Origin of the sequence: Niallia sp. FSL W8-0951 (assembly GCF_038006525.1) — a bacterium.
Lineage (GTDB): Bacteria > Bacillota > Bacilli > Bacillales > Cytobacillaceae > Niallia > Niallia circulans.
On the sequence record NZ_JBBOVK010000001.1, the window covers coordinates 593,745 to 619,685 of the forward strand.

22 protein-coding genes and 1 riboswitch are annotated in these 25,941 nt (G+C 34.2%); of the genes, 13 read left to right on the top strand and 9 right to left on the bottom strand.

Going from position 1 to position 25,941, the window contains the following annotated elements; genetic code table 11:
- Nucleotides 1-45: 45 nt before the first annotated feature.
- Nucleotides 46-486: a MarR family winged helix-turn-helix transcriptional regulator gene (locus tag NSS71_RS02610; protein WP_047942957.1), complete on the top strand. Its 441-nt coding sequence runs from the start codon at nucleotides 46-48 to the stop codon at nucleotides 484-486.
- Nucleotides 487-641: 155 nt separating this feature from the next.
- Nucleotides 642-2,336 (top strand): M3 family oligoendopeptidase, encoded by a 1,695-nt coding sequence (locus NSS71_RS02615; protein ID WP_061796808.1) that lies wholly within the window; start codon nucleotides 642-644, stop codon nucleotides 2,334-2,336.
- Between the two features lie 48 nt (nucleotides 2,337-2,384).
- Here NSS71_RS02615 and NSS71_RS02620 read toward each other — a convergent pair whose 3' ends face one another.
- Nucleotides 2,385-4,541: an ATP-dependent Clp protease ATP-binding subunit gene (locus NSS71_RS02620; RefSeq protein ID WP_047942959.1), complete on the bottom strand. Its 2,157-nt coding sequence runs from the start codon at nucleotides 4,539-4,541 to the stop codon at nucleotides 2,385-2,387.
- A 260-nt stretch (nucleotides 4,542-4,801) separates the two neighbouring features.
- On the opposite strand from NSS71_RS02620, the gene NSS71_RS02625 reads away from it, so the two are divergent.
- Nucleotides 4,802-5,833, top strand: a complete 1,032-nt coding sequence (locus NSS71_RS02625; protein WP_047942960.1) for a YkvI family membrane protein — start codon at nucleotides 4,802-4,804, stop codon at nucleotides 5,831-5,833.
- 70 nt (nucleotides 5,834-5,903) lie between these two features.
- Here NSS71_RS02625 and NSS71_RS02630 read toward each other — a convergent pair whose 3' ends face one another.
- Nucleotides 5,904-7,265 carry a PFL family protein gene (locus NSS71_RS02630; RefSeq protein ID WP_047942961.1) on the bottom strand — a complete coding sequence of 454 codons (1,362 nt, stop codon included), beginning with the start codon at nucleotides 7,263-7,265 and terminating at the stop codon, nucleotides 5,904-5,906.
- Between the two features lie 17 nt (nucleotides 7,266-7,282).
- On the bottom strand, nucleotides 7,283-7,561 hold the full coding sequence (locus NSS71_RS02635) for an ACT domain-containing protein (protein ID WP_047942962.1): 279 nt from the start codon (nucleotides 7,559-7,561) through the stop codon (nucleotides 7,283-7,285).
- Between the two features lie 139 nt (nucleotides 7,562-7,700).
- Nucleotides 7,701-7,782: riboswitch (glycine riboswitch) on the bottom strand.
- Nucleotides 7,783-7,991: 209 nt separating this feature from the next.
- Here NSS71_RS02635 and NSS71_RS02640 point away from each other — a divergent pair.
- Nucleotides 7,992-8,096, top strand: coding sequence for a DUF6254 family protein (locus tag NSS71_RS02640; RefSeq protein ID WP_220040981.1), 105 nt, complete (start codon nucleotides 7,992-7,994; stop codon nucleotides 8,094-8,096).
- A 97-nt stretch (nucleotides 8,097-8,193) separates the two neighbouring features.
- On the opposite strand, the gene NSS71_RS02645 is transcribed toward NSS71_RS02640, so the two are convergent.
- Nucleotides 8,194-8,367, bottom strand: a complete 174-nt coding sequence (locus NSS71_RS02645; protein ID WP_082138361.1) for a YkvS family protein — start codon at nucleotides 8,365-8,367, stop codon at nucleotides 8,194-8,196.
- Nucleotides 8,368-8,842: 475 nt separating this feature from the next.
- Between NSS71_RS02645 and NSS71_RS02650 the strand changes: the two genes are divergently transcribed.
- Nucleotides 8,843-9,037, top strand: a complete 195-nt coding sequence (locus tag NSS71_RS02650; RefSeq protein WP_047942963.1) for a hypothetical protein — start codon at nucleotides 8,843-8,845, stop codon at nucleotides 9,035-9,037.
- Nucleotides 9,038-9,135: 98 nt separating this feature from the next.
- Here NSS71_RS02650 and NSS71_RS02655 read toward each other — a convergent pair whose 3' ends face one another.
- On the bottom strand, nucleotides 9,136-9,504 hold the full coding sequence (locus NSS71_RS02655) for a PilZ domain-containing protein (protein ID WP_061796806.1): 369 nt from the start codon (nucleotides 9,502-9,504) through the stop codon (nucleotides 9,136-9,138).
- A 709-nt stretch (nucleotides 9,505-10,213) separates the two neighbouring features.
- Here NSS71_RS02655 and NSS71_RS02660 point away from each other — a divergent pair.
- From NSS71_RS02660 to NSS71_RS02675, 4 genes are all read left to right on the top strand, one after another.
- Nucleotides 10,214-10,480, top strand: coding sequence for a phosphocarrier protein HPr (locus NSS71_RS02660; RefSeq protein ID WP_016200927.1), 267 nt, complete (start codon nucleotides 10,214-10,216; stop codon nucleotides 10,478-10,480).
- The gene (gene ptsP, locus NSS71_RS02665; protein WP_061796805.1) at nucleotides 10,480-12,198 is read left to right on the top strand and encodes a phosphoenolpyruvate--protein phosphotransferase; all 1,719 of its coding nucleotides are present in this window, start codon (nucleotides 10,480-10,482) and stop codon (nucleotides 12,196-12,198) included. Before NSS71_RS02660 ends, ptsP begins: the two co-directional genes overlap by 1 nt.
- A gap of 348 nt (nucleotides 12,199-12,546) precedes the next feature.
- Nucleotides 12,547-15,195 (top strand): cation-translocating P-type ATPase, encoded by a 2,649-nt coding sequence (locus NSS71_RS02670; protein ID WP_061796803.1) that lies wholly within the window; start codon nucleotides 12,547-12,549, stop codon nucleotides 15,193-15,195.
- Nucleotides 15,196-15,356: 161 nt separating this feature from the next.
- Complete coding sequence (locus tag NSS71_RS02675; RefSeq protein WP_047943014.1) at nucleotides 15,357-16,232, top strand: NAD(P)-dependent oxidoreductase; 876 nt, start codon at nucleotides 15,357-15,359, stop codon at nucleotides 16,230-16,232.
- A gap of 46 nt (nucleotides 16,233-16,278) precedes the next feature.
- Here the strand turns inward: NSS71_RS02675 and NSS71_RS02680 are convergent, their stop codons facing one another.
- Nucleotides 16,279-17,436, bottom strand: coding sequence for an aminotransferase A (locus NSS71_RS02680; RefSeq protein WP_047942968.1), 1,158 nt, complete (start codon nucleotides 17,434-17,436; stop codon nucleotides 16,279-16,281).
- A 135-nt stretch (nucleotides 17,437-17,571) separates the two neighbouring features.
- Nucleotides 17,572-17,763, bottom strand: coding sequence for a hypothetical protein (locus NSS71_RS02685; RefSeq protein WP_047942970.1), 192 nt, complete (start codon nucleotides 17,761-17,763; stop codon nucleotides 17,572-17,574).
- Between the two features lie 278 nt (nucleotides 17,764-18,041).
- Here NSS71_RS02685 and NSS71_RS02690 point away from each other — a divergent pair, with 278 nt between their 5' ends.
- From NSS71_RS02690 to NSS71_RS02700, 3 genes are all read left to right on the top strand, one after another.
- Nucleotides 18,042-18,569 carry an RDD family protein gene (locus tag NSS71_RS02690; protein WP_341151283.1) on the top strand — a complete coding sequence of 176 codons (528 nt, stop codon included), beginning with the start codon at nucleotides 18,042-18,044 and terminating at the stop codon, nucleotides 18,567-18,569.
- Between the two features lie 138 nt (nucleotides 18,570-18,707).
- Nucleotides 18,708-20,009, top strand: a complete 1,302-nt coding sequence (locus NSS71_RS02695) for an MFS transporter (protein WP_047942972.1) — start codon at nucleotides 18,708-18,710, stop codon at nucleotides 20,007-20,009.
- A 328-nt stretch (nucleotides 20,010-20,337) separates the two neighbouring features.
- Nucleotides 20,338-21,243, top strand: coding sequence for a chemotaxis protein (locus tag NSS71_RS02700; protein ID WP_061796799.1), 906 nt, complete (start codon nucleotides 20,338-20,340; stop codon nucleotides 21,241-21,243).
- A 594-nt stretch (nucleotides 21,244-21,837) separates the two neighbouring features.
- Here NSS71_RS02700 and NSS71_RS02705 read toward each other — a convergent pair.
- On the bottom strand, nucleotides 21,838-22,305 hold the full coding sequence (locus NSS71_RS02705) for a YkyB family protein (RefSeq protein ID WP_047942975.1): 468 nt from the start codon (nucleotides 22,303-22,305) through the stop codon (nucleotides 21,838-21,840).
- A gap of 269 nt (nucleotides 22,306-22,574) precedes the next feature.
- Between NSS71_RS02705 and NSS71_RS02710 the strand changes: the two genes are divergently transcribed.
- Entirely contained in the window at nucleotides 22,575-24,674 is a 2,100-nt protein-coding gene (locus NSS71_RS02710) for a sensor domain-containing protein (RefSeq protein ID WP_235850432.1), read from the top strand.
- Between the two features lie 315 nt (nucleotides 24,675-24,989).
- On the opposite strand, the gene NSS71_RS02715 is transcribed toward NSS71_RS02710, so the two are convergent.
- On the bottom strand, nucleotides 24,990-25,712 hold the full coding sequence (locus NSS71_RS02715; RefSeq protein ID WP_047942977.1) for a C39 family peptidase: 723 nt from the start codon (nucleotides 25,710-25,712) through the stop codon (nucleotides 24,990-24,992).
- Nucleotides 25,713-25,941 lie beyond the last annotated feature (229 nt).

The following is a 25,941-nucleotide window of genomic DNA, read 5'->3' on the forward strand; positions in this document are numbered from 1 at the left end:
TGAATTCGAGATAGTGAATTATATACTAATAAGGGAAGTTTATAAATGGCAAAAAAAGATATCGATCAATCATTAAAGTTATATATTGTATTGTCACGTGCTTATCGGGCAATAAATGAAAATGTGAATAAGGCAATCACGGCAAACGGCTTGAATCCGACAGAGTTTGCAGTGCTGGAATTGCTGTATCATAAAGGCGATCAGCCGCTGCAGCAAATTGGGGGAAAGATTTTATTAGCAAGTGGAAGTATCACGTATGTGGTAGATAAATTAGAGGAAAAAGGATATTTAGTAAGGGTTGCTTGTCCAACTGATAGACGAGTTACATTTGCTCAAATTACTAATAATGGTAAGGAATTAATAGAAAATATTTTCCCAAATCATGAGCAAAGAATTCATGAAATCATGTCTGAATTGACAACAGAAGAAAAAGATACCGCAATTGAATTAATAAAAAGACTTGGATTATCTGTTAGAGATAAATAAGACAAAGTAACTTATAATAAGCGAGTATTTCAGATGGAAGATTTATTTTGTTAGGAATTAAATCTTCCATTATGAATATTCGCTTTTTTGTATTGGTCTTCCTAGTTTTCATGTATAATTAGAGAAGCTAGTTAAAAATGGAGGGATATAAAAAAATGAAGTTTTCGGAATTTACATACAAAAGACCCGATATAAATGAATTTACGATTAAAATGGACGAATTATTAATAGAGTTTAATAAGGCAGAGCATTTAGACCAACAAATGGCAGCAATGGAAAAAATAAATGAGCTTAGAAATGACATTTCCACTATGTTTAATTTGTGCTATATTCGCCATTCTGTTGATACAAATGATGAGTTTTACCAGCAAGAACAAGATTATATCGATGAGATATCACCAAAGGTAGAAGGGCTTATTACAAAGTATTATCAAGCGCTTGTTCAATCAAAATTTAAACCACAATTAGAGGAAAAATGGGGCAAGCAATTATTTGCATTAGCAGAGGCACAATTAAAGGTATTCTCAGAGGATATCGTTGAATTACTTCAGCAAGAAAATAAACTTTCTACTGAATATACTAAGCTTGTTGCCTCAGCCAAGATTTTGTTTGAAGGGGAAGAAAGAACACTGGCACAATTACAGCCATTTACAGAATCAAAAAATCGCGAAACAAGAAAGGCAGCAAGTGAAGCTCGGTTCGCTTTTTTCCGTGAACATGAAGAGCAGTTAGATAGAATATACGATGATATGGTAAAGGTTCGTACAGAAATTGCTAATAAGCTAGGCTATAAAAACTTCGTCGAATTAGGTTATTATCGTATGTACCGCACAGATTATAATGCAGATATGGTTGCGGCCTTTAGAAAACAAGTAGAAGACTATATCGTCCCACTAGCAACTAAATTAAAAGAAAGACAAAGAGAAAGAATAGGAGTTGACTCCTTAAAGTTTTATGATGAACCATTCGAATTTGTAACTGGAAATGCAGCTCCTAAAGGCGATCCAGAATGGATCGTTGAAAATGGGCAAAAGATGTATAATGAATTATCAAAAGAAACAGGCGATTTCTTCTCTTATATGAGAGAAACAGAATTAATGGATTTGGTCGCTAAAAAGGGAAAAGCCGGTGGTGGCTATTGTACTTTTATCGAAAATTATAAAGCACCATTTATTTTCTCAAACTTTAATGGCACTTCAGGCGATATTGATGTCTTAACCCATGAAGCAGGTCATGCATTTCAAGTGTATTCTAGCGGCGGCTTTGCTATCCCAGAATACTATTGGCCAACATATGAAGCAGCAGAAATTCATTCCATGAGTATGGAGTTCTTCACATGGCCATGGATGGATTTATTCTTTAAAGAAGATGTAGAAAAATATAAGTTTTCTCATTTAAGTTCTGCTCTGCTATTCCTTCCGTATGGAGTATCAGTTGATGAATTTCAGCATTGGGTTTACGAAAACCCAACGGCTACTCCATCAGAAAGGAAGCAAGCATGGAGAAATATAGAAAGAAAATATAGTCCTCATCTTGATTATGATGGAAATGAATATTTGGAAAATGGCGGTTTCTGGCAAAAACAAGGACATATTTATAATTCCCCATTCTATTATATTGATTATACATTAGCACAAATATGTGCCTTCCAATTTTGGAAACGTTCAAGAGAGAATAAAGAAGAAGCTTGGGAAGATTATGTAAAGCTTTGCGGCTTGGGAGGCAGTATGCCATTTACAGAATTAGTCAAAGCAGCTAATTTAATTTCTCCTTTTGAAGAAGGCTGTGTGGAATCTGTAGTAGGGGAAATCGATGAATGGTTAAATTCAGTAGATGACCGTAATCTATAAAATTAAAAAACCGTGGGAATAATTCCTCCCACGGTTTTAGTTATTTATTTATGATAATGTTTTAGAGAGAACTGGTTTTATTTTAATTTGGTCATCCTCTAGAACAGCTGTTAATTCTGTTACAGATGAATCATCAAGAATAACATCTGCCAGTTGATCTTCTAAATGTTCTTGAATCACCCTTCTTAAAGGACGAGCTCCGAAGCTTGGATGGGTACCGAGTTCCACAATTTTTTCTTTTGCAGCGTCCTCCACATGTAACGTAATATTCTGTTCTTGCAAGTTTTGTGCAAGTTCTTCTATCAATAAATCAGTAATGCGAAGTAAGTGTTCTTTTTCAAGTGTTTTAAATTCAATAATCGCATCAAAGCGGTTAAGGAATTCTGGTTTAAAGAAGTTTCCTAATGTTTGTAATAAATTACTTTCTTCAATGGCATCATTATTTCCAAAGCCAACCACTTTATGCTTATGACCAACACTAGCATTACTTGTCATGATAATAACAGAATCTTTGAAGCTTACCGTACGTCCTTGACTATCTGTTAAACGTCCATCTTCTAAAATTTGCAGGAAGATAGATTGGATATCAGGATGTGCTTTTTCGATTTCATCTAGCAGGATAATGCTATATGGATTTCTTCTTACTTTTTCCGTTAATTGTCCTGCTTCTTCATGACCGACATAGCCTGGAGGAGAACCAATTATTTTACTAATACTATGTTTCTCCATATATTCACTCATGTCTAATCGAATCATGCTGTCTTTAGTGCCAAATAATTCTTCTGCAAGTGTTTTGGTAAGTTCCGTTTTTCCGACCCCGGTTGGACCGACAAATAGGAAGCTTCCAATTGGTCTTGTTTTCGATTTTAGTCCCGCTCTACTACGCTTAATAGCTTTAGCCACTTTTCGAACTGCCTCGTCCTGGCCAATCACCTTTACAGCTAATCGTTCACTTAAAAACTTCATTTTTTGTTGTTCATCTTCTTGTAGTTTTCCAACAGGAATACCTGTTTTCTTTTCGATAAGTTGTTGAATAAGAGCCACATCGACAATCGGTTTTTCTTCGATATTTGGTTCGTTTATAGCTTTTTCAAGCTGTTGCTCTTCTTTACGTAATTCAGCTGCTTTTTCGTAATTTTCTTCTTTTAATGCTTGTTCCTTTTCTTTTGCTATCATAGTAAGACGATTTTCAATTTCTTCTGTGTTTTGATAAGTAGAAGAAAGATTCATTTTAGAACCAGCTTCATCCATTAAATCAATTGCTTTATCTGGTAAAAAGCGATCTTGGATGTAACGGTGAGAGAGCTCTGCACATGCTTTAATTGCATCCTCAGTATAAGTAACTTCATGGAACTTTTCATACTTATCCTTTATACCATTTAAGATGGAAAGAGTAGCCTCAACAGATGGTTCACTTACCTGTACCGGCTGGAATCTTCGCTCTAAAGCAGCATCTTTTTCGATTTGACGGTATTCTTTTAAGGTAGTTGCCCCAATGATATGCAATTCGCCACGAGCCAGTGCTGGTTTTAGAATATTACCTGCATCCATTGAGCCTTCTGCAGAGCCTGCACCAACTAACTGATGAATTTCATCGATAAAGACGATTACATTCTTTCGAGCTTGGACTTCTTGAATTACTTGCTTCATTTTTTCTTCAAATTGTCCACGAATTCCAGTATTCGATACAAGGGAAGCAACATCCAATAAATAAATTTCTTTATTTTGTAATTTTTTTGGAACATTACCTTCTATAATTTTTAATGCTAAGCCTTCCGCTATTGCTGTTTTTCCGACACCAGGTTCACCGATTAGCACGGGATTGTTTTTATTTCTCCGATTTAGAATTTCAATAACTCGTTCGATTTCATTTTCTCTGCCGATAACGGGATCAATCAAACCAGCATTCGCCATTTGATTTAAGTTTTTCCCATGTTTGTCAAGAATACCGGCTTTTCTATGATTGTTAGTAAAAGGAGCTTCCTTTGAAGCACTAGCTCCCCCTAATGGATTTGATTGGTTAAATGATTGAAATAACTCATCAAAAGGGGAAGGTTGGAAAAACATTGGGCCGCTTTGTGCTGTCATTTTTTGCTTTTCTTTTTGATAACATGCATGACAAAGGTTCATAGTGGTTTCCATATTGTTTAAAACAAATCGTAAACTGATTGTTGCATTATTTTGTTGGCACATTTCACATTTCATTATAAATATCCTCCTTTTGAATTTGACTAATATTGACCTTTTGTAATTATGATTATACTTTGACCTTTTTTGACTTTCAAGTATTTTGCCTCAAAATAAAATTTGGAAATTTTTAGTATGATTAAACCTCCTTTGTATCTATACCAATTTTCCTATTTTAAAAGGGTTAAACGTCATGGATAAAATAAATTTTTAATAGGCTAAAATGCTCGTCATTGTTTGTCCATTTCTACATATAGTTGATGTAGGGAGGGAAATATGTGAAAAATAAATGGAGTGCTGCAATTCAGCTTGCAGCAGTTTATGTAGGCACAGTTGTTGGTGCTGGTTTTGCAACAGGGAGAGAAATAGTAGTGTTCTTTTCACAATATGGATTTGTCGGTTTTTTAGGGATACTTTTAAGCGGGATTATTTTTGCATATTTCGGAGCAAAATTAATGAGGATATCTGTCAAAATCAAGGCATCTTCCTATCAAGAATTTACCATTTACTTGTTTGGTAACATTGTTGGAAACATGATTAACTTTCTATTATTATTGATGCTTTTAGGTGTTTGTGCAGTGATGTTCTCAGGAGCAGGTGCTGTATTTGAAGAGCAGCTTGGGCTGAATAAAAGCATTGGTGTCATCTTTACTATTATTCTTTCCTTACTTGTTATGAGGGTTGGTACAAAGGGATTGTTTGCTGTAAATACTTTTGTTGTACCCATTATGATCACGTTCAGTTTTATTTTATTTCTACTTTCTTTATCTTTGCCTGGATTTGTTGATGAGATATTTCAGATGGAGAATATTTCATGGAAAACGATAAGTTCTCCATTTTCGTATACGGCTTTGAATTTAGCTTTGGCCATAGCGGTTCTAGTACCTGCTGCTTCTGAAATTGGCGATGAAGAAGTGGCTAAATGGGGAGGGATATTAGGAGGAATCGCTTTAATGCTTATACTAATATCTAGTCATTTTTCTCTTATTATGCTATCAGATATTTATCGGTATTCCATTCCGATGGCTGTTATTATGAAAAATTTAGCCCCGCAGCTTTCATGGGTATATATTTTAGTCATTTATGGAGAAATTTTTAGTTCTGTTATTGGGAATATCTATGGGTTAGAGAGGCAGCTGCGCAGTTTTATTCCTTTACCAAGCATGGTTATAATTGGAGGAATTATTTTAGTTTCTTATCTAATTAGTTACGTGCAATATGGTACGCTATTATCCTTTTTATATCCTATATTTGGATATATAAGTTTAGTCTTCTTACTATTCTTATGGATAAAGCCTATACCAAAGTGATGAATAGCAGCACAAGAAGTATCCTATTGTTTAAGAAGTAGGAATACTTCTTGTCAGTATATAATAATTACTAATTAATTAAAGCTTGTAGAGGAGATGGAATACGTCCACCACGATTAATTAGTTTATCAGAGCTATATGGATTGACACCCATAACTGGTGCACGACCTAATAATCCGCCGAATTCAACGATTTCTCCTTCTTTTTTTCCTGGAACAGGAATAACACGAACAGCTGTTGTTTTTTTATTAATCATCCCAATGGCTGCTTCATCGGCAATTATGGCAGATAAAGTAGCAGCTGTAGCATCTCCAGTAAGAGCAATCATGTCAAGACCGACAGAGCAGACGCATGTCATCGCCTCTAATTTAGACAGGGTTAGGCTATTGTCTAAAATTCCTTTAATCATACCATTGTCTTCGCTCACGGGAATAAAGGCTCCACTTAATCCGCCGACATAGCTGCTTGCCATTGCACCACCTTTTTTTACTGCATCATTCATTAACGCAAGGGCAGCAATAGTGCCATGTGTTCCAACTCGTTCTAAGCCGATTTCTTCTAATATCTCTGCAACACTATCGTTAATAGCATTTGTTGGAGCAAGGGATAGATCCATAATACCGAACGGTACGTTTAATCGTTCTGCAACGACACGACCTATTAATTCACCAGCACGAGTAATTTTAAAGGTTGTTTTTTTGATGATTTCTGATACTTCGCCTAAATCTGCTTCAGGGTATTTTTTTAGTGCACTTAAAACGACTCCAGGACCACTAACCCCTACATTGATAACGACTTCTCCTTCACCAGCTCCATGGAAAGCACCTGCCATGAAGGGATTATCCTCCACAGGATTACAGAAGACAACTAGCTTAGCACAAGCTAAACCATTTGTGTCTTTCGTATTTTCTGCTGCTTTTTTGATGATTTCTCCCATTTGTTTGACAGCATCCATATTAATTCCTGTTCTTGTGGTAGCAACAGATACAGAAGCACAAACACGGTCCGTCACAGAAAGTGCTTCTGGGAGAGCATCTAATAATGTTTGATCTCCTTTAGAAATGCCTTTATGAACAAGAGCAGAATATCCACCAATAAAATCTACATTTAAATCTTTTGCAGCTTTATCTAGGGTTTTTGCAAGCATTACGGCCTGTTCTACTGTACTATTTCCGAGTATTTCTGCAATAGGAGTGATGGAAATACGCTTATTAATAATGGGAATTCCATATTCTTTTTCTACCGCATTTGCCACTTCTGTCAATTTGCTTGCATAAGTTGTAATTTTTTTGTATACAGAATCATTTAATTTTTGAAAATCAGAATCAGCACAATCATAAAGACTGATTCCCATTGTCACAGTACGAATATCAAGATTCTCCATCTGTACCATGTTGATTGTTTCCATCATTTCATTTAATGCAATTTTCATTATTGGACCCTCTTTTCTTAAACGCGGTGCATAGATTGGAAGATTTCTTCTAATTGGATATTTATTTTTAAATGAAGCTGCTGGCTTAGTTCGTCAAACTGTTTTGTTAAGTTATCTAAGTTTTCTTTATCCGTGATATCTACGAGCATCATCATCGTAAAGAAATCTTGGAGAATGGTTTGACTTATATCTAGGATATTAATGTGATTATTAGAAAGGATTGTGGTAACCTTGCTGATAATCCCGATTTGATCTTTTCCAATTACGCTGACAACTGCGCGACGTTGTTGAACCATCATTTCACCTCATAATTCGCTATTGTTTTACATCTTAAATAAAAGAGTAGGTAAGAATGTATGAAAAAAACAGATTGGAGACACCAATCTGTTTCAAAGGATAAGAAGAACCAGGACACGATAACTTTAAGTATGTATTGGTTGATCTTCTGTCCTTTTACCTGAGATTGTGAATCCTTCGGTGCCGTTTTTAACAGAACGGTCTCTCCAGAAGCTGCTCCTGTTATAGTTTGATCCATAACATTCATAGCATGCAATTATTTAAGAAATATAATGTGATGTTAACAGTTTTTGTTCAAGTGGTCAACAGAATATTTGCAAACATAGTGTCACTTAGATAGGGAGAGAATAGTCATGAAACGTTAAGAAAGCAATGGATAAAAAACAAAATACTGTTCATGATAAAACGGAAGGGATGGAGGTGAGAAAAGTGTCAAAAGCGCAGAGAGAAAAGGAAAGAGAATGGACTGTACGTAAACAAAAACAAAAACCGCATGGAAAAGTAAAAACGAAAAAGGAATTAGCAGAAGAGTAATTTCTTCCTTATAATATAGAGATAGGTAAAGCGCATACAAAAAAGAAGTCAATAAGTGGGGAAATTCCCAATCTGACTTCTTTTTTCTGTTTCTTGTTTATTTAATGATACGATAATTTTTATGGTTAACAACGGTTCTTTGCTCAAGTTCTAAATCACGGTAATTATTCATATAAGTCAAATCGACAATAACTGAATTTTCATTTACCTTTTCAACAATGCCTTGCAAGCCTCTAAATTCAATAATATTTCCAACCTCAGCTATTTTCACGCACAATCTCTCCTTATCATTCCAAAATTTATATAAATTCTGAATATAGTTTTCACTACTTAGAACTTATTCGTAAACATATAGGTATATAAACTTACTAAATATATACTATGAAAATATGAATAAAATGTGTGTTATTTCCTTTTATAAGTGCTTGTTACTAAATAATTATTTCTATACCTCATTAATAAATAAAGGGAAATGCTGGTTTATCGAAAAATTATGTATTTTGATGCGAAAAGAAAGTGGTATGAGGAACCAGTTTCTAGAATAACCGATATTCGACTATCCTTGATGATTAAAATGCATACACTTTTCTGATATTAGATGATATTATAACATAATTAGTAGAATTATACATAATAATATCAAAAATAGTGACATAAAAAGGAATTATGCAGAATTCTTTACTTAAAGTAAAAAAGTAATTTAAAATATGGTCAAAAAATGAAGGAAAGGTTAATTGGTGAAGAGGATGAATAAAGAAATAGCGGAAGAAGTTTTAGACAAGTTAATGAAAAGAGAAATAGAAAGCTATCGAGTAAAAAAAGAGGATTTTCTTACATTCCGTGCAGAATTAGTAAAGAGGGAAGATTTTAAACATTTTAAAGGAATTGCGGAAATAGGAGGAGATGTTACGTATAAATATATGGATGAACCGAGAAGTTAAAGGGTTGAAATTAATTCGCTCTCTATAATATATAGTGAATACAAGAAAACCTCGCTTTTCATAAGCGGGGTTTATCAATAGAGGTCACCGTAAATTAATTACGGTGTCTCTTTGTTCTCTATTCGGGAAAGTTCCTTTAGTCCCCTGATAATCTGCTGCTTAGCTTCCTTGTTTCCTGTGCCTTCAAAGCCATATTCATATTGATTTCCGATTTTTTTCTTCCACGATATATGACCAGGCATTACTATTTCTCTTCTATTTAGATGGAATTGAAGCTGCAAAAGTAATCGTGTATCATCAGCTGGTAAGTCATATTCTGTTCGGAAACGTAACCCGTTGGGGCTTATATTATTTATAAAAGCATGACCTTTTCTAGAAAGAGTAGCTTCGTCAACTTTTACAGTAAATGTAGCATCTATAAAATCAGTTAATTGATATCGAAAAGATTCATTCCGGTTGTATCTCATAATTTCCCTCTCTTTTGTCCATGATCCAGTTAAATCATTAATGCTTGGAGAGTAATGGCATTAAACTGGAAAATGCTCTAGTTTCTAAGTCTAGAAAAAGTAATCACTTTTACATAGAATTAATGTAACTCGGAAGTTTTAATAATATTTAAGCTTGTTTAAGGAGATAATGCAATATATTTTCATTTTAAAATGTTTCTATGTAAATCCTTGTCTGAATTGCAAGAAGTACAGTTTCTTTTTTTAGATAATGTTAAATGCAGCTAATTGAATAAAAGTTAACTTTTTGGGGATTTTATAAACAGGAATTAATCATCCAAATTTGGACTAATTCCCCTAAAATTCCCCATAAAGTTAACTATTTTTTGTCGTTTAGTAAATTTTGATTGTCTATATAACAAAGAAATGCTATTCTTTCATTTGAGATGTCTTTTTCAAAAAACTTAAATTACCTGCCTATTTTGAACACTATTCTACTTGTTCTCATCTTTTTAGAAGATGCTATAAATGGTTGTAAAGAAAGTTTGTGTACATAGACAATTAATTTTTTTCGACAAAATACATAGCTTTCAGTTTACAATTGTAATATATAAATTATATATTATTTATGATAAACAATTGTTGGTTTATATTAAGGTTGTTTAAGTTTGAAAAGTTTAGCTTATGTTAACATCTTATAACTTAATCGATAAAGGAGAATGATTTTATTATGGTAGAAAAACAATTTAAAGTTATTGCAGATACAGGAATTCATGCTAGACCGGCGACTCTTTTAGTACAAGCTGCTAGCAAGTTTGACTCAGATATTCAATTAGAATATAAAGAGAAAAAAGTGAATCTTAAATCGATTATGGGTGTTATGTCATTAGGTATTGCTCAAGGTGCTGATATTAAAATTATTGCTGAAGGTAACGACGAACAGGAAGCAATTAATGGATTACAAGAAACTTTAAATAAAGAAGGTTTAGCAGAATAATGAGTTTTTTACAAGGAATTGCTGCATCTAGTGGAATAGCCATTGCTAAAGCTTATCGCCTAGTTGAACCAGATCTTTCTTTTGAAAAGACTAGTGTGGAAAATGTAGAAAGTGAAATTTCTCGTTTTCAAGAAGCTTTAAATAAAGCGAAATCAGAATTAGAAGCTATTCGTGAAAAAGCTAATAAAGAGCTTGGTGCGGATAAAGCTGCTATTTTTGAAGCGCATTTATTAGTATTAAGTGATCCAGAATTAATTGCACCTATTGAAGACAAAATTAAAACAGACCTAGTGAACGCAGAATTTGCATTAAAAGAAACAACAGACATGTTTATTACGATGTTTGAATCAATGGATAACGAGTATATGCAAGAAAGAGCTGCAGATATTCGCGATGTAACAAAGCGTGTAATGTCTCACCTTTTAGGCGTACATTTAGCAAATCCAAGTATGATTTCTGAAGAAGTAGTTGTAGTTGCAGAAGATTTAACACCATCTGATACTGCACAACTTAACCGCCAATTTGTTAAGGGATTCACAACAGATATTGGTGGAAGAACATCTCACTCTGCCATCATGGCTCGTTCTTTAGAAATTCCTGCTGTTGTAGGGACAAAAAAAGCAACAGAAGAAATTAATAATGGCGATTTAGTCATTGTTGATGGATTAAAAGGAGAAATCCATGTTAATCCAACACCTGAAGTAGTCGAAAGCTATAAAAAAGTTGCCGAGCAATATGAACAGCAAAAAGCAGAGTGGGCTAAACTAGTTAATGAACAAACAGTAAGCTCTGACGGTGTTCACGTTGAACTTGCTGCAAATATCGGTACACCTAATGATTTAGAAGGGGTAACGAATAACGGTGCAGAAGCTGTCGGTTTATATCGTACAGAATTCTTATACATGGGAAGAGATCAGCTTCCAACAGAAGATGAGCAATTTGAGTCTTATAAAGCTGTTCTTGAAGGCATGAAAGGAAAGCCAGTTGTTGTTCGTACATTAGATATTGGTGGAGATAAAGAATTACCTTATCTAGATCTGCCAAAAGAAATGAACCCATTCTTAGGTTTCCGTGCAATTCGTCTTTGCCTGGAGGAGAAAGATATTTTCCGTACGCAATTAAGAGCATTGCTGCGTGCAAGCTCATATGGAAATCTAAAAATTATGTTCCCAATGATTGCTACATTAAATGAATTCCGTGCAGCTAAATCTCTTTTAGAAGAAGAGAAAGCTAATTTAGTGTCTGAAGGCGTTAAAGTTGCAGACAAAATCGAACTAGGAATCATGGTGGAAATTCCTTCTACAGCAGTGCTTGCAGATCAGTTTGCGAAAGAAGTTGACTTCTTCAGTATTGGAACAAATGATTTAATCCAATATACAATGGCTGCAGACCGTATGAACGAACGCGTTTCATACCTTTACCAACCATACAATCCTTCTATTCTGCGTCTTGTTAAAATGGTTATTGATGCAGCACATAAAGAAGGTAAATGGGCAGGTATGTGTGGAGAGATGGCAGGAGATGAAACAGCTATTCCTTTATTATTAGGATTAGGCTTAGATGAATTCTCTATGAGTGCTACATCTATCTTAAAAGCAAGATCACAAATTCTAAATCTTTCTAAAGCAGAAATGGAAGAATTAGCAGCAAAAGCATTACAAATGTCTACAACGGAAGAAGTTATGGAAGCAGTAAAAGCAGCTGCGAAACTTTCTTAAAAAAACAGGTTTATCCTTAAAAATAGTGGGTATAAATAAAAATAGCATAAGCTCTTTTTACAAGTTAGCTTAACGCTATTCTCATTTTCCCCTTATTTGAACTGACTAGATGATTCTAGTCAGTTTTTTTTTTGCTTATCTTTAAAGTTTCAACCATACATGAAAAGGAAAGATGGAGGCAAAATACAACTATTCCATTGTTTTTTGAGACAGGTTTATAAAAATTAAATAATGGGAAGGGGTTTTAAATAGAAGTATGCCGCTATACATATGAACAAAGAACAGTTTATTTGTTCCATTTCATTAAGGTGTAATAAGACGGAATCATAAGGAGTTGAATAAAGTCACGTGGAATTTTATCAAAAGGATAAAGAAGCAGTATTAAAAGATTTGCAGTCATCTGAACAAGGACTATCAACAGACAAAGTAAAAGAAAGCTTGGAAAAAGAGGGTTACAATGAGCTACAAGATAAAGAAAAAATACCAACTTGGAAGCTCTTTTTAGAAACGTTTAAAGACCCAATGGTTATTGTCTTATTACTAGTAATTATTATCCAATTAATCATGGGGAAATTTGTTGAATCTCTTATTATTTTTTTAGTGTTATTGCTAAATTCTGTTATTAGTGTGATTCAAACAAAAAAGGCAGAAAGTTCTTTAGATGCTTTACGTAATATGAGCGCACCGGAGGCAAAAGTAAGGCGAGATAATACCAATATCACAATTCCTGCACGGGAGTTAGTTCCAGGAGATATCGTCTTTCTAGAAGCTGGTGATTTTATCCCAGCAGATGGACGTATTTTAGAAAGTGGTTCTCTGAAAGTAAATGAAGGAATGTTAACAGGGGAATCAGAAGCTATTGAAAAACAAGATAAAGTAATAGTTGAGGAAGCTGCACTTGGCGACCGGATTAATATGGTATACAGTAGTTCACTAGTCGTTTATGGCCGAGGGACCTTTGTTGTAACCGGTACAGGGGAAAAAACGGAAATTGGTAAAATTGCTGATATGCTTAATAAGGCAGAGGAAAAACAAACACCATTACAACAGAAGCTTGCCGAATTTAGTAAAAAATTAGGAGTAGGAATTCTTCTCTTATCTATTCTTATTTTTGCTATTCAAGCATTAAGAATATGGTTAGGAGATGAAAATGTTGATGTTACAACTTCTATTCTTAATGCGTTACTATTTGCAGTAGCCGTTGCCGTAGCGGCTATTCCAGAAGCTTTATCATCTATTGTAACCATTGTCTTGTCGGTTGGAACTAATAAAATGGCAAAACAGAGTGCTATTATACGAAAGTTGCCTGCAGTCGAGACGCTTGGTTCTACCAGTGTGATATGTACAGATAAAACTGGAACATTGACACAAAATAAAATGACCGTAACCGATTATTTTATACCGGAAGGAGTAAGAGAACATTTACCACCAGATCCTTCTCAATGGAATCATTCGGAAACTTTTTTGCTGAATATAGCTGTATTATGTAATGATTCGTACATTAATAAAGAAAATAGAGAAGTGGGAGATCCCACAGAAGTGGCGCTTATTAACTTCTATAATGATGGTAAAAGAAATTATGAACAAATTCGCTCAAGATATCCTAGAGAAGCAGAATTACCGTTTGATTCGGATCGCAAACTAATGTCTACGATTCATACCATTGATAATAAACGTTTCATGCTTGTAAAAGGTGGCCCAGATGTTATGTTTAACCGGGCGACAAAAATATTAGTAAATGAAAGGGAAGAGCCATTTACAAACGATTGGTTAAAGAAATTGCAGGAGGCTAATGAGGATTTTTCCAATCAAGCATTAAGAGTTCTTGCATATGGATATAAGCATGTGCCCGAAGATAAGAGAACTATTACGGAAGAAGATGAATCGGATCTCATCCTTGTTGGTTTAACGGCGATGATGGATCCACCACGTGAAGCTGTTTACGGATCGATTGAGCAAACAAAAGATGCGGGGATTCGTACAGTAATGATTACAGGAGATCATAAAACCACAGCACAAGCCATTGGCCGTAAAATCGGATTAATGGAGAATAATGATATTGCTTTAACAGGCCAAGAATTAGATGCATTATCAGATGAAGAACTGAATCAAAAATTAGAACAAATATCTGTATATGCACGTGTTTCTCCAGAAAATAAAATCCGCATTGTGCGAGCTTGGCAAAAGAAAAATCGAATTGTTGCGATGACAGGTGATGGAGTCAATGATGCGCCAGCACTAAAACAGGCAGACATTGGTATTGCAATGGGAAGCGGGACAGATGTTGCTAAAGATTCAGCTGATATGATTCTTACGGATGATAACTTTGTTTCGATTGTAAATGCTGTAGGAGTAGGAAGAACTGTTTTTGACAATATCAAAAAATCAATTGGCTATTTGTTTGCAGGAAACTTCGGTGCTATTATAGCCATTTTGTTTGCGGTTATTGCAGGATGGGCAAATCCCTTTACAGCATTACAATTATTATTTATAAACTTGGTAAACGACTCCTTACCAGCCATTGCTCTTGGAATGGAAAAGTCAGAGCCTGGTGTTATGAAGCGAAAGCCGCGAGACGTGAAAGAAGGAATTTTTGCAGGTGGGACGCTTCGAGCGGTCGTTGTAAGAGGGGTATTAATTGGTATTGCGGTTATTATCTCTCATTATATTGGTTTACAGCATTCAGATGAATTAGGAGTAGCGATGGCCTTCACCACGTTAATCCTTTCTCGTTCCTTGCAAACCTTTGCTGCACGTTCTAGCACCCAAACAATCTTTGGTGTGGGCCTATTCTCTAATAAATATGTATTAGGAGCAGTTGGTATTTGTTTCTTGCTTTATTTAGTTACCATCCTGCCTTTTGCTAGAGAAGTATTCGCCATTCCTGATTCCTTTGGCTTAAACGAATGGTTAATTGCAGCTGGGTTGGCCATCGGAGCAGTAATAGCAATGGAAATAATGAAAATGCTTCTTGTGCGGGTATTACGTAATAAGTAAAAGAAAAAACTACCTAGTATTATGCGATCGGTTTAGAAAGATTGGGATATTGGGTAGTTTTTTTCTATTAGCAGTTTTCAATATTCTATAGAAGAATTATACCTGCTTTCATGATACTATTAGAAAAAGAAAGTTATTTGCCAAAAAAGGGAGAGGATCGGATGTTGGCGAAAGAAACAACTATAATTGGTTTTATTGGTACTGGTGTAATGGGGAAAAGTATGGCAAGCCATTTATTGCATGCAGGGTATCCTGTTATGGTGTATAACCGCACGAAAGCAAAGGCAGACGAACTAGTAGCTGCTGGAGCAGAATGGGCAGACAGTCCCCATGAAATTGCTTTAAAAGCAAATGTCATTATTACGATTATTGGTTATCCGAAAGATGTAGAGGAAATATATTTAGGAGAACTAGGATTAATTAACAATGCCAAAGAAAATACATATTTAATCGATATGACCACCTCAACTCCTAGTCTTGCCAAGAAAATATACGAAGAGGCGAAAAAGAAAAATATATATGCAGTTGATGCCCCTGTAAGTGGTGGAGATGTAGGGGCAAGAGAAGGAAAGCTATCCATTATGGTAGGTGGGGAAGAAGCAGTTTTCCAACAGCTTCTGCCTCTATTCGAGATACTTGGCACTAATATTGTCTATCAAGGACCTGCAGGTTCTGGTCAACATACGAAAATGTGTAATCAAATTGCCATTGCTTCTACAATGATTGGTGTAAGTGAAGCCATCGTTTATGCTCAAAAAGCTGGACTAGACCCTGAAAAGGTATTGCAAAGTATCTCAAGCGGAGCTGCTGGGAGCTTTTCCTTAAGTAATCTAGCACCTAGAATGATAAAAGGGGATTTTGAACCTGGATTTTATATCAAGCATTTTATAAAAGATATGAGAATTGCTCTTAAAGAAGCAGAGGAAATGCAAATGGAAACACCAGGATTATCTCTTGCGGAAACATTATACAGCCGCCTGTCAGCGAAAGGAGAAGATGAGAGCGGAACACAAGCTTTATATAAATATTGGGATTGAAAAAACAGCTTCTAATCGGTGAAAGCCAAGATTAGAAGCTGTTTTTTTATTTTGCTAGATGTATTTTTACATATTCCTCTAAACGATTGCATGCATCTTCCAATGTTTCCATAGAATAGGCAAAGGAAATTCGGAAATATCCTTCTCCTAATTCAGAAAAGGCACTTCCAGGAACAACCGCTAGATTTACTTTATCGACTAGATCAAGGCAAAAATCAAAAGAATTCAATTTAGCTGTTGGCACTTTTATGAAAAAGTAAAACGCCCCATCTGGCATAACTACATCCAATCCAATAGAGGACAAGCGATCATACACATATTTTCTTCTTCTTTGATAATCTTCTCTCATAGGTGCTGCATCATTAATACCAATAGTTAAAGCTTCTAATGCCGCTCTTTGCGAGATTGAAGAGGCACAAGTTACATTATATTGATGGACTTTAATGATTTGTTGACAAAGATAAGAAGGAGCAAATAATAGACCAACTCTCCATCCAGTCATGCTATGTGATTTAGATAGACCATTAATCACAATAGTTTGTTCGCGTAGATATTGAGCAATGGATACATGTTCTTGATCATATAGTAATTCACTGTATATTTCATCTGCTAAAATAAAGATATCTTTTCCTTTAATCAGGGCTGCAATCTCCTTGATTTCTTCTTTTGTTAGGCTGACACCTGTTGGATTTGACGGATAGGGTAAGACGATACATCTTGTTTTTTCCGTGATATATTTTTTTATGACGTCAGCTGTAAAACGGAAAGAAGTATGACGAATATCAGCATGCACAGGAACCGCACCACATAAACGAATAATTGGTTCATATCCAGGATATACAGGTCCTGGCAGGATTACCTCCACTCCACCGTCGAGAATTGTTCGAAATGTCACATCAATAGCTTCGCTAGCTCCCACGGTAACAATCACTTCTGTGGAAGGATCATAAGAAAGATTATATTTTTTATTTACAAAATGGGATGCCGCTTCCCGTAACGCAAGGTCTCCAGCGTTATGTGTATAAGAAGTATAGTTTTCATCAATGGAAGTTTTTGCTGCCTCTTTAATATGTAGTGGGGTGGGAAAATCAGGCTGGCCGATGGTTAAAGAAACCATTCCTTTTTTTCCAGCAACCATATTAGCGAACTTTCTAATACCAGAAATCTCAATATTTTTAACTTTTTTATTGATTAAATGTTCCATATCAAGTCTCCTAACGTAACGTATTCTATAATGATATCAAAAGCTATGATTGTTTTAAATACATAAAACAAAATAAAAAGAGCAGGGGATAGAAGAATATATCCCTGCTCCAAGCTTGCTCTAATATCTATTTAATTAGTAACCATAATCCCAATCAACGCCTTCTTCCATTAATAAAAGTTGTTCATGGTTTGATTGATTCAGATGATTTTCTAAAAGCAGTTTCCCATTGTCCATTTTATCTGTTTTTTTCCATGTGTCTAAATCGACATTTTCTAGAAAAGTTACCGTTAAGTCATCGTGAAAAAGAATTGCAGTACCCTTCATTGTGTACTCGTCCTCTCTTTAATTAATTAAATAATATTCGGTTTTCTTCCTTCACAACTTACACTATTAGCGTATTCTAATAGCATAAAATCGTCTAGGTGTTTGTTTGACATTTCACAAATTAGAAAAAAACAAATAAACATTTTATGAACTTTTAAAGACAAGGAGCAGGAAGGTTTCTCTTTTGTTTAATAATTGTAAAGCTAGCAGTCATTTCATAAAAAAGGTTGTTTAGAAAATAAATACCATTTATCATATTAGTGGGGAGGGGAAAATAAATGGTAACAACTATACAAATAGAAGAAAAGGAAAATCATCCTCAATATGCAGGATTTTGGATTCGTTTTGGAGCATGGGCAATTGATAGTATCATTTTAGGCATTCCATTATTATTTTTTTCCAATATCATTTTTGCTTTATTTATTAGTTCAATGGAAATACCGGATGAATTATTGATGGATCCAGCCAGTATAAATGCATTATCTGATTCTGAAATTTTATCTCTATTAGGCTCATTAATGACCGCTTTTTTGGGAACGATGGCAGTATGTATTTTTATTAGTCTTTTTTATTATTCACTGCTTCATTCCTCTAAATGGCAAGCGACGATTGGAAAGAAATTATTAGGTTTAAAGGTAGAGGATTTGAAAGGAAATAAGCTTTCTTTCTGGAGAAGTCTAGGAAGATACATCGTATCAAGTCTCCTTTCAGGGATTTTATTAATTGGCTTTATTTTTGCAGCGTTCACGGAGAAAAAACAAGCGTTACATGATTTAATTGTAGGTTCCATTGTTGTAAAAAAATAATTCATAAACCTGTGGGCTTATCCATAATGTGAGTAAGACGACAGCATTATGGATAAGCCAAATGGTTCTTAAGGAGAACAAACAGGAGTATGTTGTTTTATCCCTACATACCCGCTATTTGAGAGGAGAGCTTAATAGATGGAACCGATAACTAATAAAACAGAAATAAAAAAAAGAGGGCTGGCATTATATTTTTCTTTGCCTATAATCTCATGGGCCCTTTATGATGCGGCCAATACTATTTTTTCGTCTAATATTAACACTATCTTTTTTCCTATGTATTTACAAGATATGATTGGCTCAAATGAAGTTAATAAACAGATTGCTTCGACTTTTATTTCATATGCGAATGCATTAGCCAGCTTTCTGTTAGTTATCTTTACACCATTATTTGGCGTTATGATGGACAGAACTGGAAGAAAGAAAAAATATATTGTTATATTAACATTATTAACCGTATTTGGAACCATAGCTATGGGTTTTTTCTCTTTTATCCCGTCTACACAAATGATATTTGGGATTCCGATATCTTTATCACTTGTTATCCTCTTTTTTGTTTTATCTAAATTTACTTATCATTCTAGCTTAGTGTTCTATGATACGATGATTTCTGATTTAGGAACAAAGGAACAGATTCCATTAATCTCAGGTTTTGGTGTAGCCATCGGTTATATTGGAACACTGATTGGATTAACTGTTTATCTCTTTATAGATAAAGGGGCATATAATCAATCCTTTATTCCAACTGGTATTCTTTTTTTACTTTTATCCTTGCCATTATTTTTTTTCATTAAAGATACACCAAAAGAAAATATCCAAAAACAATCTGTTCTTTCTGGATATCGAGAAATAATAGAAACTTTTAAACAAATGAAAAGTTATCGGAAAATTTTCACCTTTATGCTTGCTTACTTTTTTCTAAATGATGCATTAGCTACTACTATTGCGACGATGTCTGCATATGCCAATGCGGTTATTGGATTAGATACTGGTAAATTTATTGTTCTTTATCTTGTGTCAACCATTGCAAGTATTATTGGTTCCTTTGTTTTTGGATATATAACGAAAAGTGTTGGTGCATACAGAGCTGTTCGTTATGTGGGGATACTGTTAGTTATTGCGATAATTATTGCAACGCTTGCTAAGAATGAAGGGTTATTCTGGGTAGCTGGCAGTTTATTTGGAGTAGCGCTTGGAAGTATGTGGGTAACAACAAGATCATATATCGTTGAAATTACGCCGGAAGAGAAAAGAGGACAATTTTTTGGTTTATTTGCTTTTTCTGGAAAAGTATCATCTATTATCGGTCCTATAATATATGGGACGATTACATTTGTTTTTGCTGAGTATGGTAATATGGCAAGTAGATTTGCACTAGGTTCCTTAATCATTCTAACTATTATCGGATTAATTATTCATGCACGTATAAAGGAAGAATGATATTGAAAAAACTTTTCTTCTTTCCAATAGAAGAGGAAAACTAAGCTGTTCATGAAAGCTAACGATAGAAAATATTCTTTGAGAGGATTGGAATATTTTCATATTGTTCTTTCATGAACAGCATTTTTTTTAGCCATTTACTAGTAAAAATCGTGGAGACTGAAATACTATCGGATGGTGAACAGCTTTTCGTCTTTCGAATTTAGGGAAATTAGCGAGTCCTACTTTAAGAGTGGATAAAAAGTCCGATATAAAAGATAGGTATAAATAATTTGATGTAGTCTGGCTAAATAAGTGAATTTTTAGGCGAGCGAAAGGACAAACAGAAATGAAAAATGATAAAGGGATACTTTTAGAAACGGGAACAAATGAATTAGAAATTGTAGAATTCAGCGTAGGAAAGAATCATTTTGGAATCAATGTGATTAAGGTTAAAGAAATCATTAATCCAGTACCTATCACACCAATCCCACACGCACACCCATATATAGAAGGGATTATGGAGTTAAGGGGAGAAGTATTAACTGTTGTTAATCTTGCAAATGTATTAGGTTATCCTCCTTCTGATACTCCTGAAAAGGACAAGTATATTGTTTCTGAATTTAATAAAACAAAAATAATTTTCCATGTTCATAATGTAACACAAATTCATCGTATATCATGGGAAAACATTGAAAAACCATCTGAGACATACTATGGAACGGAAAGTCAGATTATCGGGGTAGTCAAATTAAATGGAGAAATGATTTTATTATTAGATTTTGAAAAAATCGTTGTTGATATTAATCCGGAGTCGGGAATCAATGTTCAACAAGTAAAAAAATTAGGTGAAAGAAAAAGAAGTGACAAGAAACTAATTGTTGTGGAAGATTCTGCCCTTTTAAGAAAATTATTAGAAGACACTTTAAATGCTGCTGGATTCCAGGATATCACCTTTTTCGAAAATGGGCGTGAAGCATTAGACTATTTAACGAAAGCTATAGAGAACGGTCATCCAGTAGAAGAAGCTGCTCAGTTAATGATTACCGATATAGAAATGCCTCAAATGGATGGACATCATTTAACAAAAGTAGTGAAAGACAATCCTGACTTAGCAGCATTGCCAGTTGTTATATTTTCTTCGTTAATTACAGATGATTTAAGACATAAGGGCCAGGTAGTAGGAGCGAATGATCAAGTAAGTAAACCTGAGATTAATGAATTAATTCATATTATCGATAACATCATTTTATAAAATGTTGTTGATGTATGGTGTGGCCTTTTAGTTTAGAGACGATTACCTGTATACTATAGATTCCCAATACTGGTCTTTGTTGATTCATATTACTTTGCATTTCTATTCTTCATTTATGAAAAATAACATTTTGTAGAAGGAAGCTTTATGAGATGCACAATTAAAACGAGACTCAACATAACTAAATAGAGGATCTTTCTGCGGGAAAGAAGCGGATTCTGCTTAATTTGTCTTTAAGAACTACTTAAAAGACCTGGGGCATAAGTGTCCCAACCAAATATAAGCCCAACCAATTATACAAAGAAGTTGAAAAAAGTTCCGTATAATTGGTTGGGTTCTTATTCTTTTTAGGAACGAAGGTTTGTGATGATCACCCGCAGCCTCAATATTGTTCGGTAAGGGTTATCTAATAGTAATTTTCTGAAACAGCCTTTTAGGACGAAAAACAGCCACCCCAGCATTCGAACGTTCATGTGATGGGATGGCTGTTTCTTTAGTTGAAATGCTTATTCTAGCCACATTCTTGTATTATAATAAGGCTGCTTATTTTCTTTTAATTGATAGAATCGAGGGGATTACCGTTTTCATTCAAGATTAATAGCTTTCACCAAGTTTTTTAAAAACAGGTTTTTGGTATTTCTTTTTGCGGATTGAATGATTTGGTGGTGTCTCTTCTTTTAATCCAGTATAGGTGGATAAAAGCTTTTTAGATTGTGTTAAGGAAAGAGTTGATTTGGGATTTCGAATACTTTGATTGAGAGATCCTAAATGTGGCAATTCCTCAAAATCCTTTTTAGTCGGAGGCAAATGAAATGTATAGTTTTCACACGCAATCAATAAATCTGATTGTTGTTGACTATATTTTGGATTATTTGAGAAGTGTAGACCGATTTTCTTTGCTTTTCCTTCTGCTAATAGTTTATGTAAACTGTCATGTTTTAATTTATATAAAAACTTTGGGTTTGGAGCAGTCTTTGCATGACGATTTACAACTGAGATTGCTTGTAGAAGATTTACAACAGTAGGTTGTATTGGCGGCGGATATTGTTGCTGCTTATTCAATTGTTTTAACTCTCCTTTCTATTGTTTAGTACAAGTTATTATACTATTTTTACGAAAGAAAGGAAATAAAAAAAATAGCTTGTCTGTCAAGTGTGCTCCTGAAGCAAGATTAAGATAAACTTTATTTTAAGAATAGACATAATTTTTTATCTATTTGAGTACAGAAATGGATTCACATGCCGATAATAGTAGTAAAAGAAGACGTTGGTGTATTGTGTATATCTTTTAAGAACAAATTAATATATTGCTGCATGTAAGGAATGAGATGGATGGACAAATATAACAAGAATAGCACAAGTAAGAAAATGATCGCTCAATCCAAATCAAATATAGAGAATATTATTTTTGAAATTATTTTTATGTATATTAAAGATATGGTCTTTATTATGAAAGTCGAGAAAGGGGAAGTTTTTCGCTATATTTTTGTGAATGAAGCTGCATACTTGTTTGCTAAATTACCACTCAACTTTATAGGGAAAAAAATCCAAGATGTTAATTCTGCCTACATAGCGGCTAGATTACAAAAGGAATATTCTACAGTATGTAAGATGAAAGGAAATCATAGTTATACAGATGAAATCAAGCTTGAAGATGGAAATATTATCTATGCAGAATCTGTTTTAACGCCTATAAAGGATGATCAAGATGAAGTAAAATATATTGTTTCTATTACGAGAGATATTACAGAATCCATCAAGGAAAAACATTTATTACTTGAAAGTGAACAACGATTTCGTTCATTAGTAGAGAATAACTTAGATGCTGTTCTCACAGTCAATTTAGATGGAGTTATACAGGAGGTGAATCCTGCTGGATTGAAATTAATTGGTTTTAGTGACGAAGCTAAAACGATTTTTTCGCTTTATGATCTAATAGATAGGGAGAATACAGTTTTTTATGGAAGTTTTAGAAAATGTAAACTGACAAATACATCACAATCAATCGATTGTAAATTAATGAGCAAAAAGGGAACAGAATTATCTGTACATTCAAAATTCGTACCTATTATAGTGAATCGAACCATTAAGGGGATTTATGTCATCTTAAGAGATATTTCAGAAAGGAGGAAGACGGAAGAAAAGATTCAGTTTATGTCTTTTCATGATCAGCTGACAGGACTTTATAATAGACGAGCTCTAATGGAGGATATAAATCTTGAAATAAAAAGAGCGGAAACAGAGCAAGCTGCTTTCGCCTTAATGACCATTGATTTAGACAGATTTAAATATATCAATGATACATTTGGTCATATTGTAGGTGATCAAATTCTTGTAAAAGTAGCGGAACGCTTATTAGAGTTTAATAATTACAAATGTCATGTGTATCGTCAAGGAGGGGATGAATTTAATATTCTCCTTTCGCAGACGAATAGACAAGAAGCAGCAAGCAATGCTCAGCAAATCCTTTCAACCTTTGCTAATTCTTTCTATCTAGATTCTCAGGAATATTATATAAGTCCCAGTATTGGAATTAGCATGTATCCACAGGATGGAGAAGATATTGAAACATTGATAAAAAATGCTGATGAGGCACTTTTTCGAGTAAAAGAAAGAGGCAAAGCACACTATCAATTTTATCGTTCTGATATGACAACAGCTTTAACTAATATAGTATCAATTGAAACAAAATTACGAAAAGCTATTCAAAGGAATGAACTGAAATTGTATTATCAGCCGCAAATTGATTTGAATGATTATACTTTCAATAGCTTTGAAGCACTATTACGGTGGGAGAGTCCATCGTTAGGCTTGGTTGCTCCAAATGACTTTATACCGCTTGCTGAGGATACGGGTCTCATTATATCGATTGGGAATTGGGTTATTGAAACGGCGTGTGAGCAGATAAAGATTTGGAAAACACTTTACAACCTAGATACCAGAATCGCTGTGAATATTTCTCCTAAGCAATTTCAACAACCTAATTTTGTAGAAGTAATTCGAGATGCTATCCAAAAATATAACATCCAGCCATTCCTCTTAGAAGTGGAAATTACAGAAGGGGTTATGGAGAATATTAAAGAAGCAGTTCCTATTTTGCGGAATTTAAAGGAATTGGGTGTTATTATTTCTGTTGATGATTTTGGAACGGGCTATTCTTCTCTTAGCTATATAAAGCAATTTCCCATCGATGTGTTAAAAATTGACCAGTCTTTTATTAAAGATGCTGTGATAAATGCCAAGGATGCTGCCATTACAACTACAATTATTCACTTAGGTCAAAATTTAGGAATGGAAGTAATTGCAGAAGGTGTCGAGAATAAAGATCAAGAAGATTTTTTAAAAAAGGCAAATTGTCAGAAAGCACAAGGTTATTATTATTCAAAGCCATTGACTTGTGAAGACGCAGAACAATTTCTTAGGCAATTTTAAACATGATTGATAAGAGTAAATCATAAACATACAGGAGGGAAGGATAATTGAAAATTTGCCATTATAATTTAAGTGTTTAAAAAGTGTGAAGTCTTGATTTTATAGGGAATAAGAGGGTGGAGAGTAAGGCAGCCTGAATACAAATTCCTAGGGTTAGCGCGATCAAGAACTCATATGAAGAGCAGCGTTCGCCTACATAGAAAGTGAAGTGTATTCAAGCTGCTGATTAGCTGTTAGCAAATACTAAAGGGAATGCAGCCAGCCACTTAGAATATTCAGCTTTGATCCATACAAAGTGTAAAAAACTTTTTGGCTTTAGCGATAACTAATTGCTCTTGACTTTAAAGCATGCCAGGAGTTAATAAAGTTTTTTTTATTTACTTTGACATTTTTCTTACCAGATAAGGGATCATTTAAGTAAACATGCTCTTTACTGAACCCGACTAAAACAACTGCATGTAAATCCAATGGTGTTTTAATTGTTCTTCCATTATGTTCCCATGATTCCCATCTATCGGGTAAACGATAATCCCCTGTCGTCCACACGACAATTGGATAACCATTCTCAACATGTTTTTCTAAGTCATGAAAAGAAGAATTTGTTAAATTAACTGCTCTTTCAGGTAAATATTTGTTAACAAGATCTTCCATTGGTCTATCAAATACAGCGTAACCAGCCTTTTTTCCAGTCATATCTCCAACAAAGCCAATAGAAGGATCTCCCCATTTAATAATATTTCCGTTTTTTCGGACTAATGGATCTGAGTCCTTCTCTATGTCTTTAAAAAGGTCCATTTTCGTTACTTTAACACCAGCATAATTTAAGACCATTGCTAAACTTGTTACCTCACATCCATATCGTAATTCTGGATTTTGTTTTATCAATGGAACATCTAACAGTATTTTATTAGAAGAGCTTGATACTTGACTTACTATTTCGTTTTTTTGTCTTGGATGGTCATCAATATGGAAGTATTCCCAAACTTGCTCCGAACTAAAAAAGGGAGCGAGCAAAAGTAATAGTTTCAACAACTTCATATTACTACCTCTTTCTTGCCAACTCCTAATGTTATCATACGATATTATCATCAAAATATGAGGGCATATTATTACCAAGAAGGCTAAATTAAGTTGATTCAAGTTTAGGGATTGTTTAGAAAATAGAAAGAATTTTCTATCATTATTTCGATAGCTAGGTGTTTATATGATATAATTAAGTTTATTTAATTTCTTAAAATAAAGTGAAGAACCTTTGCTTACTAATTAA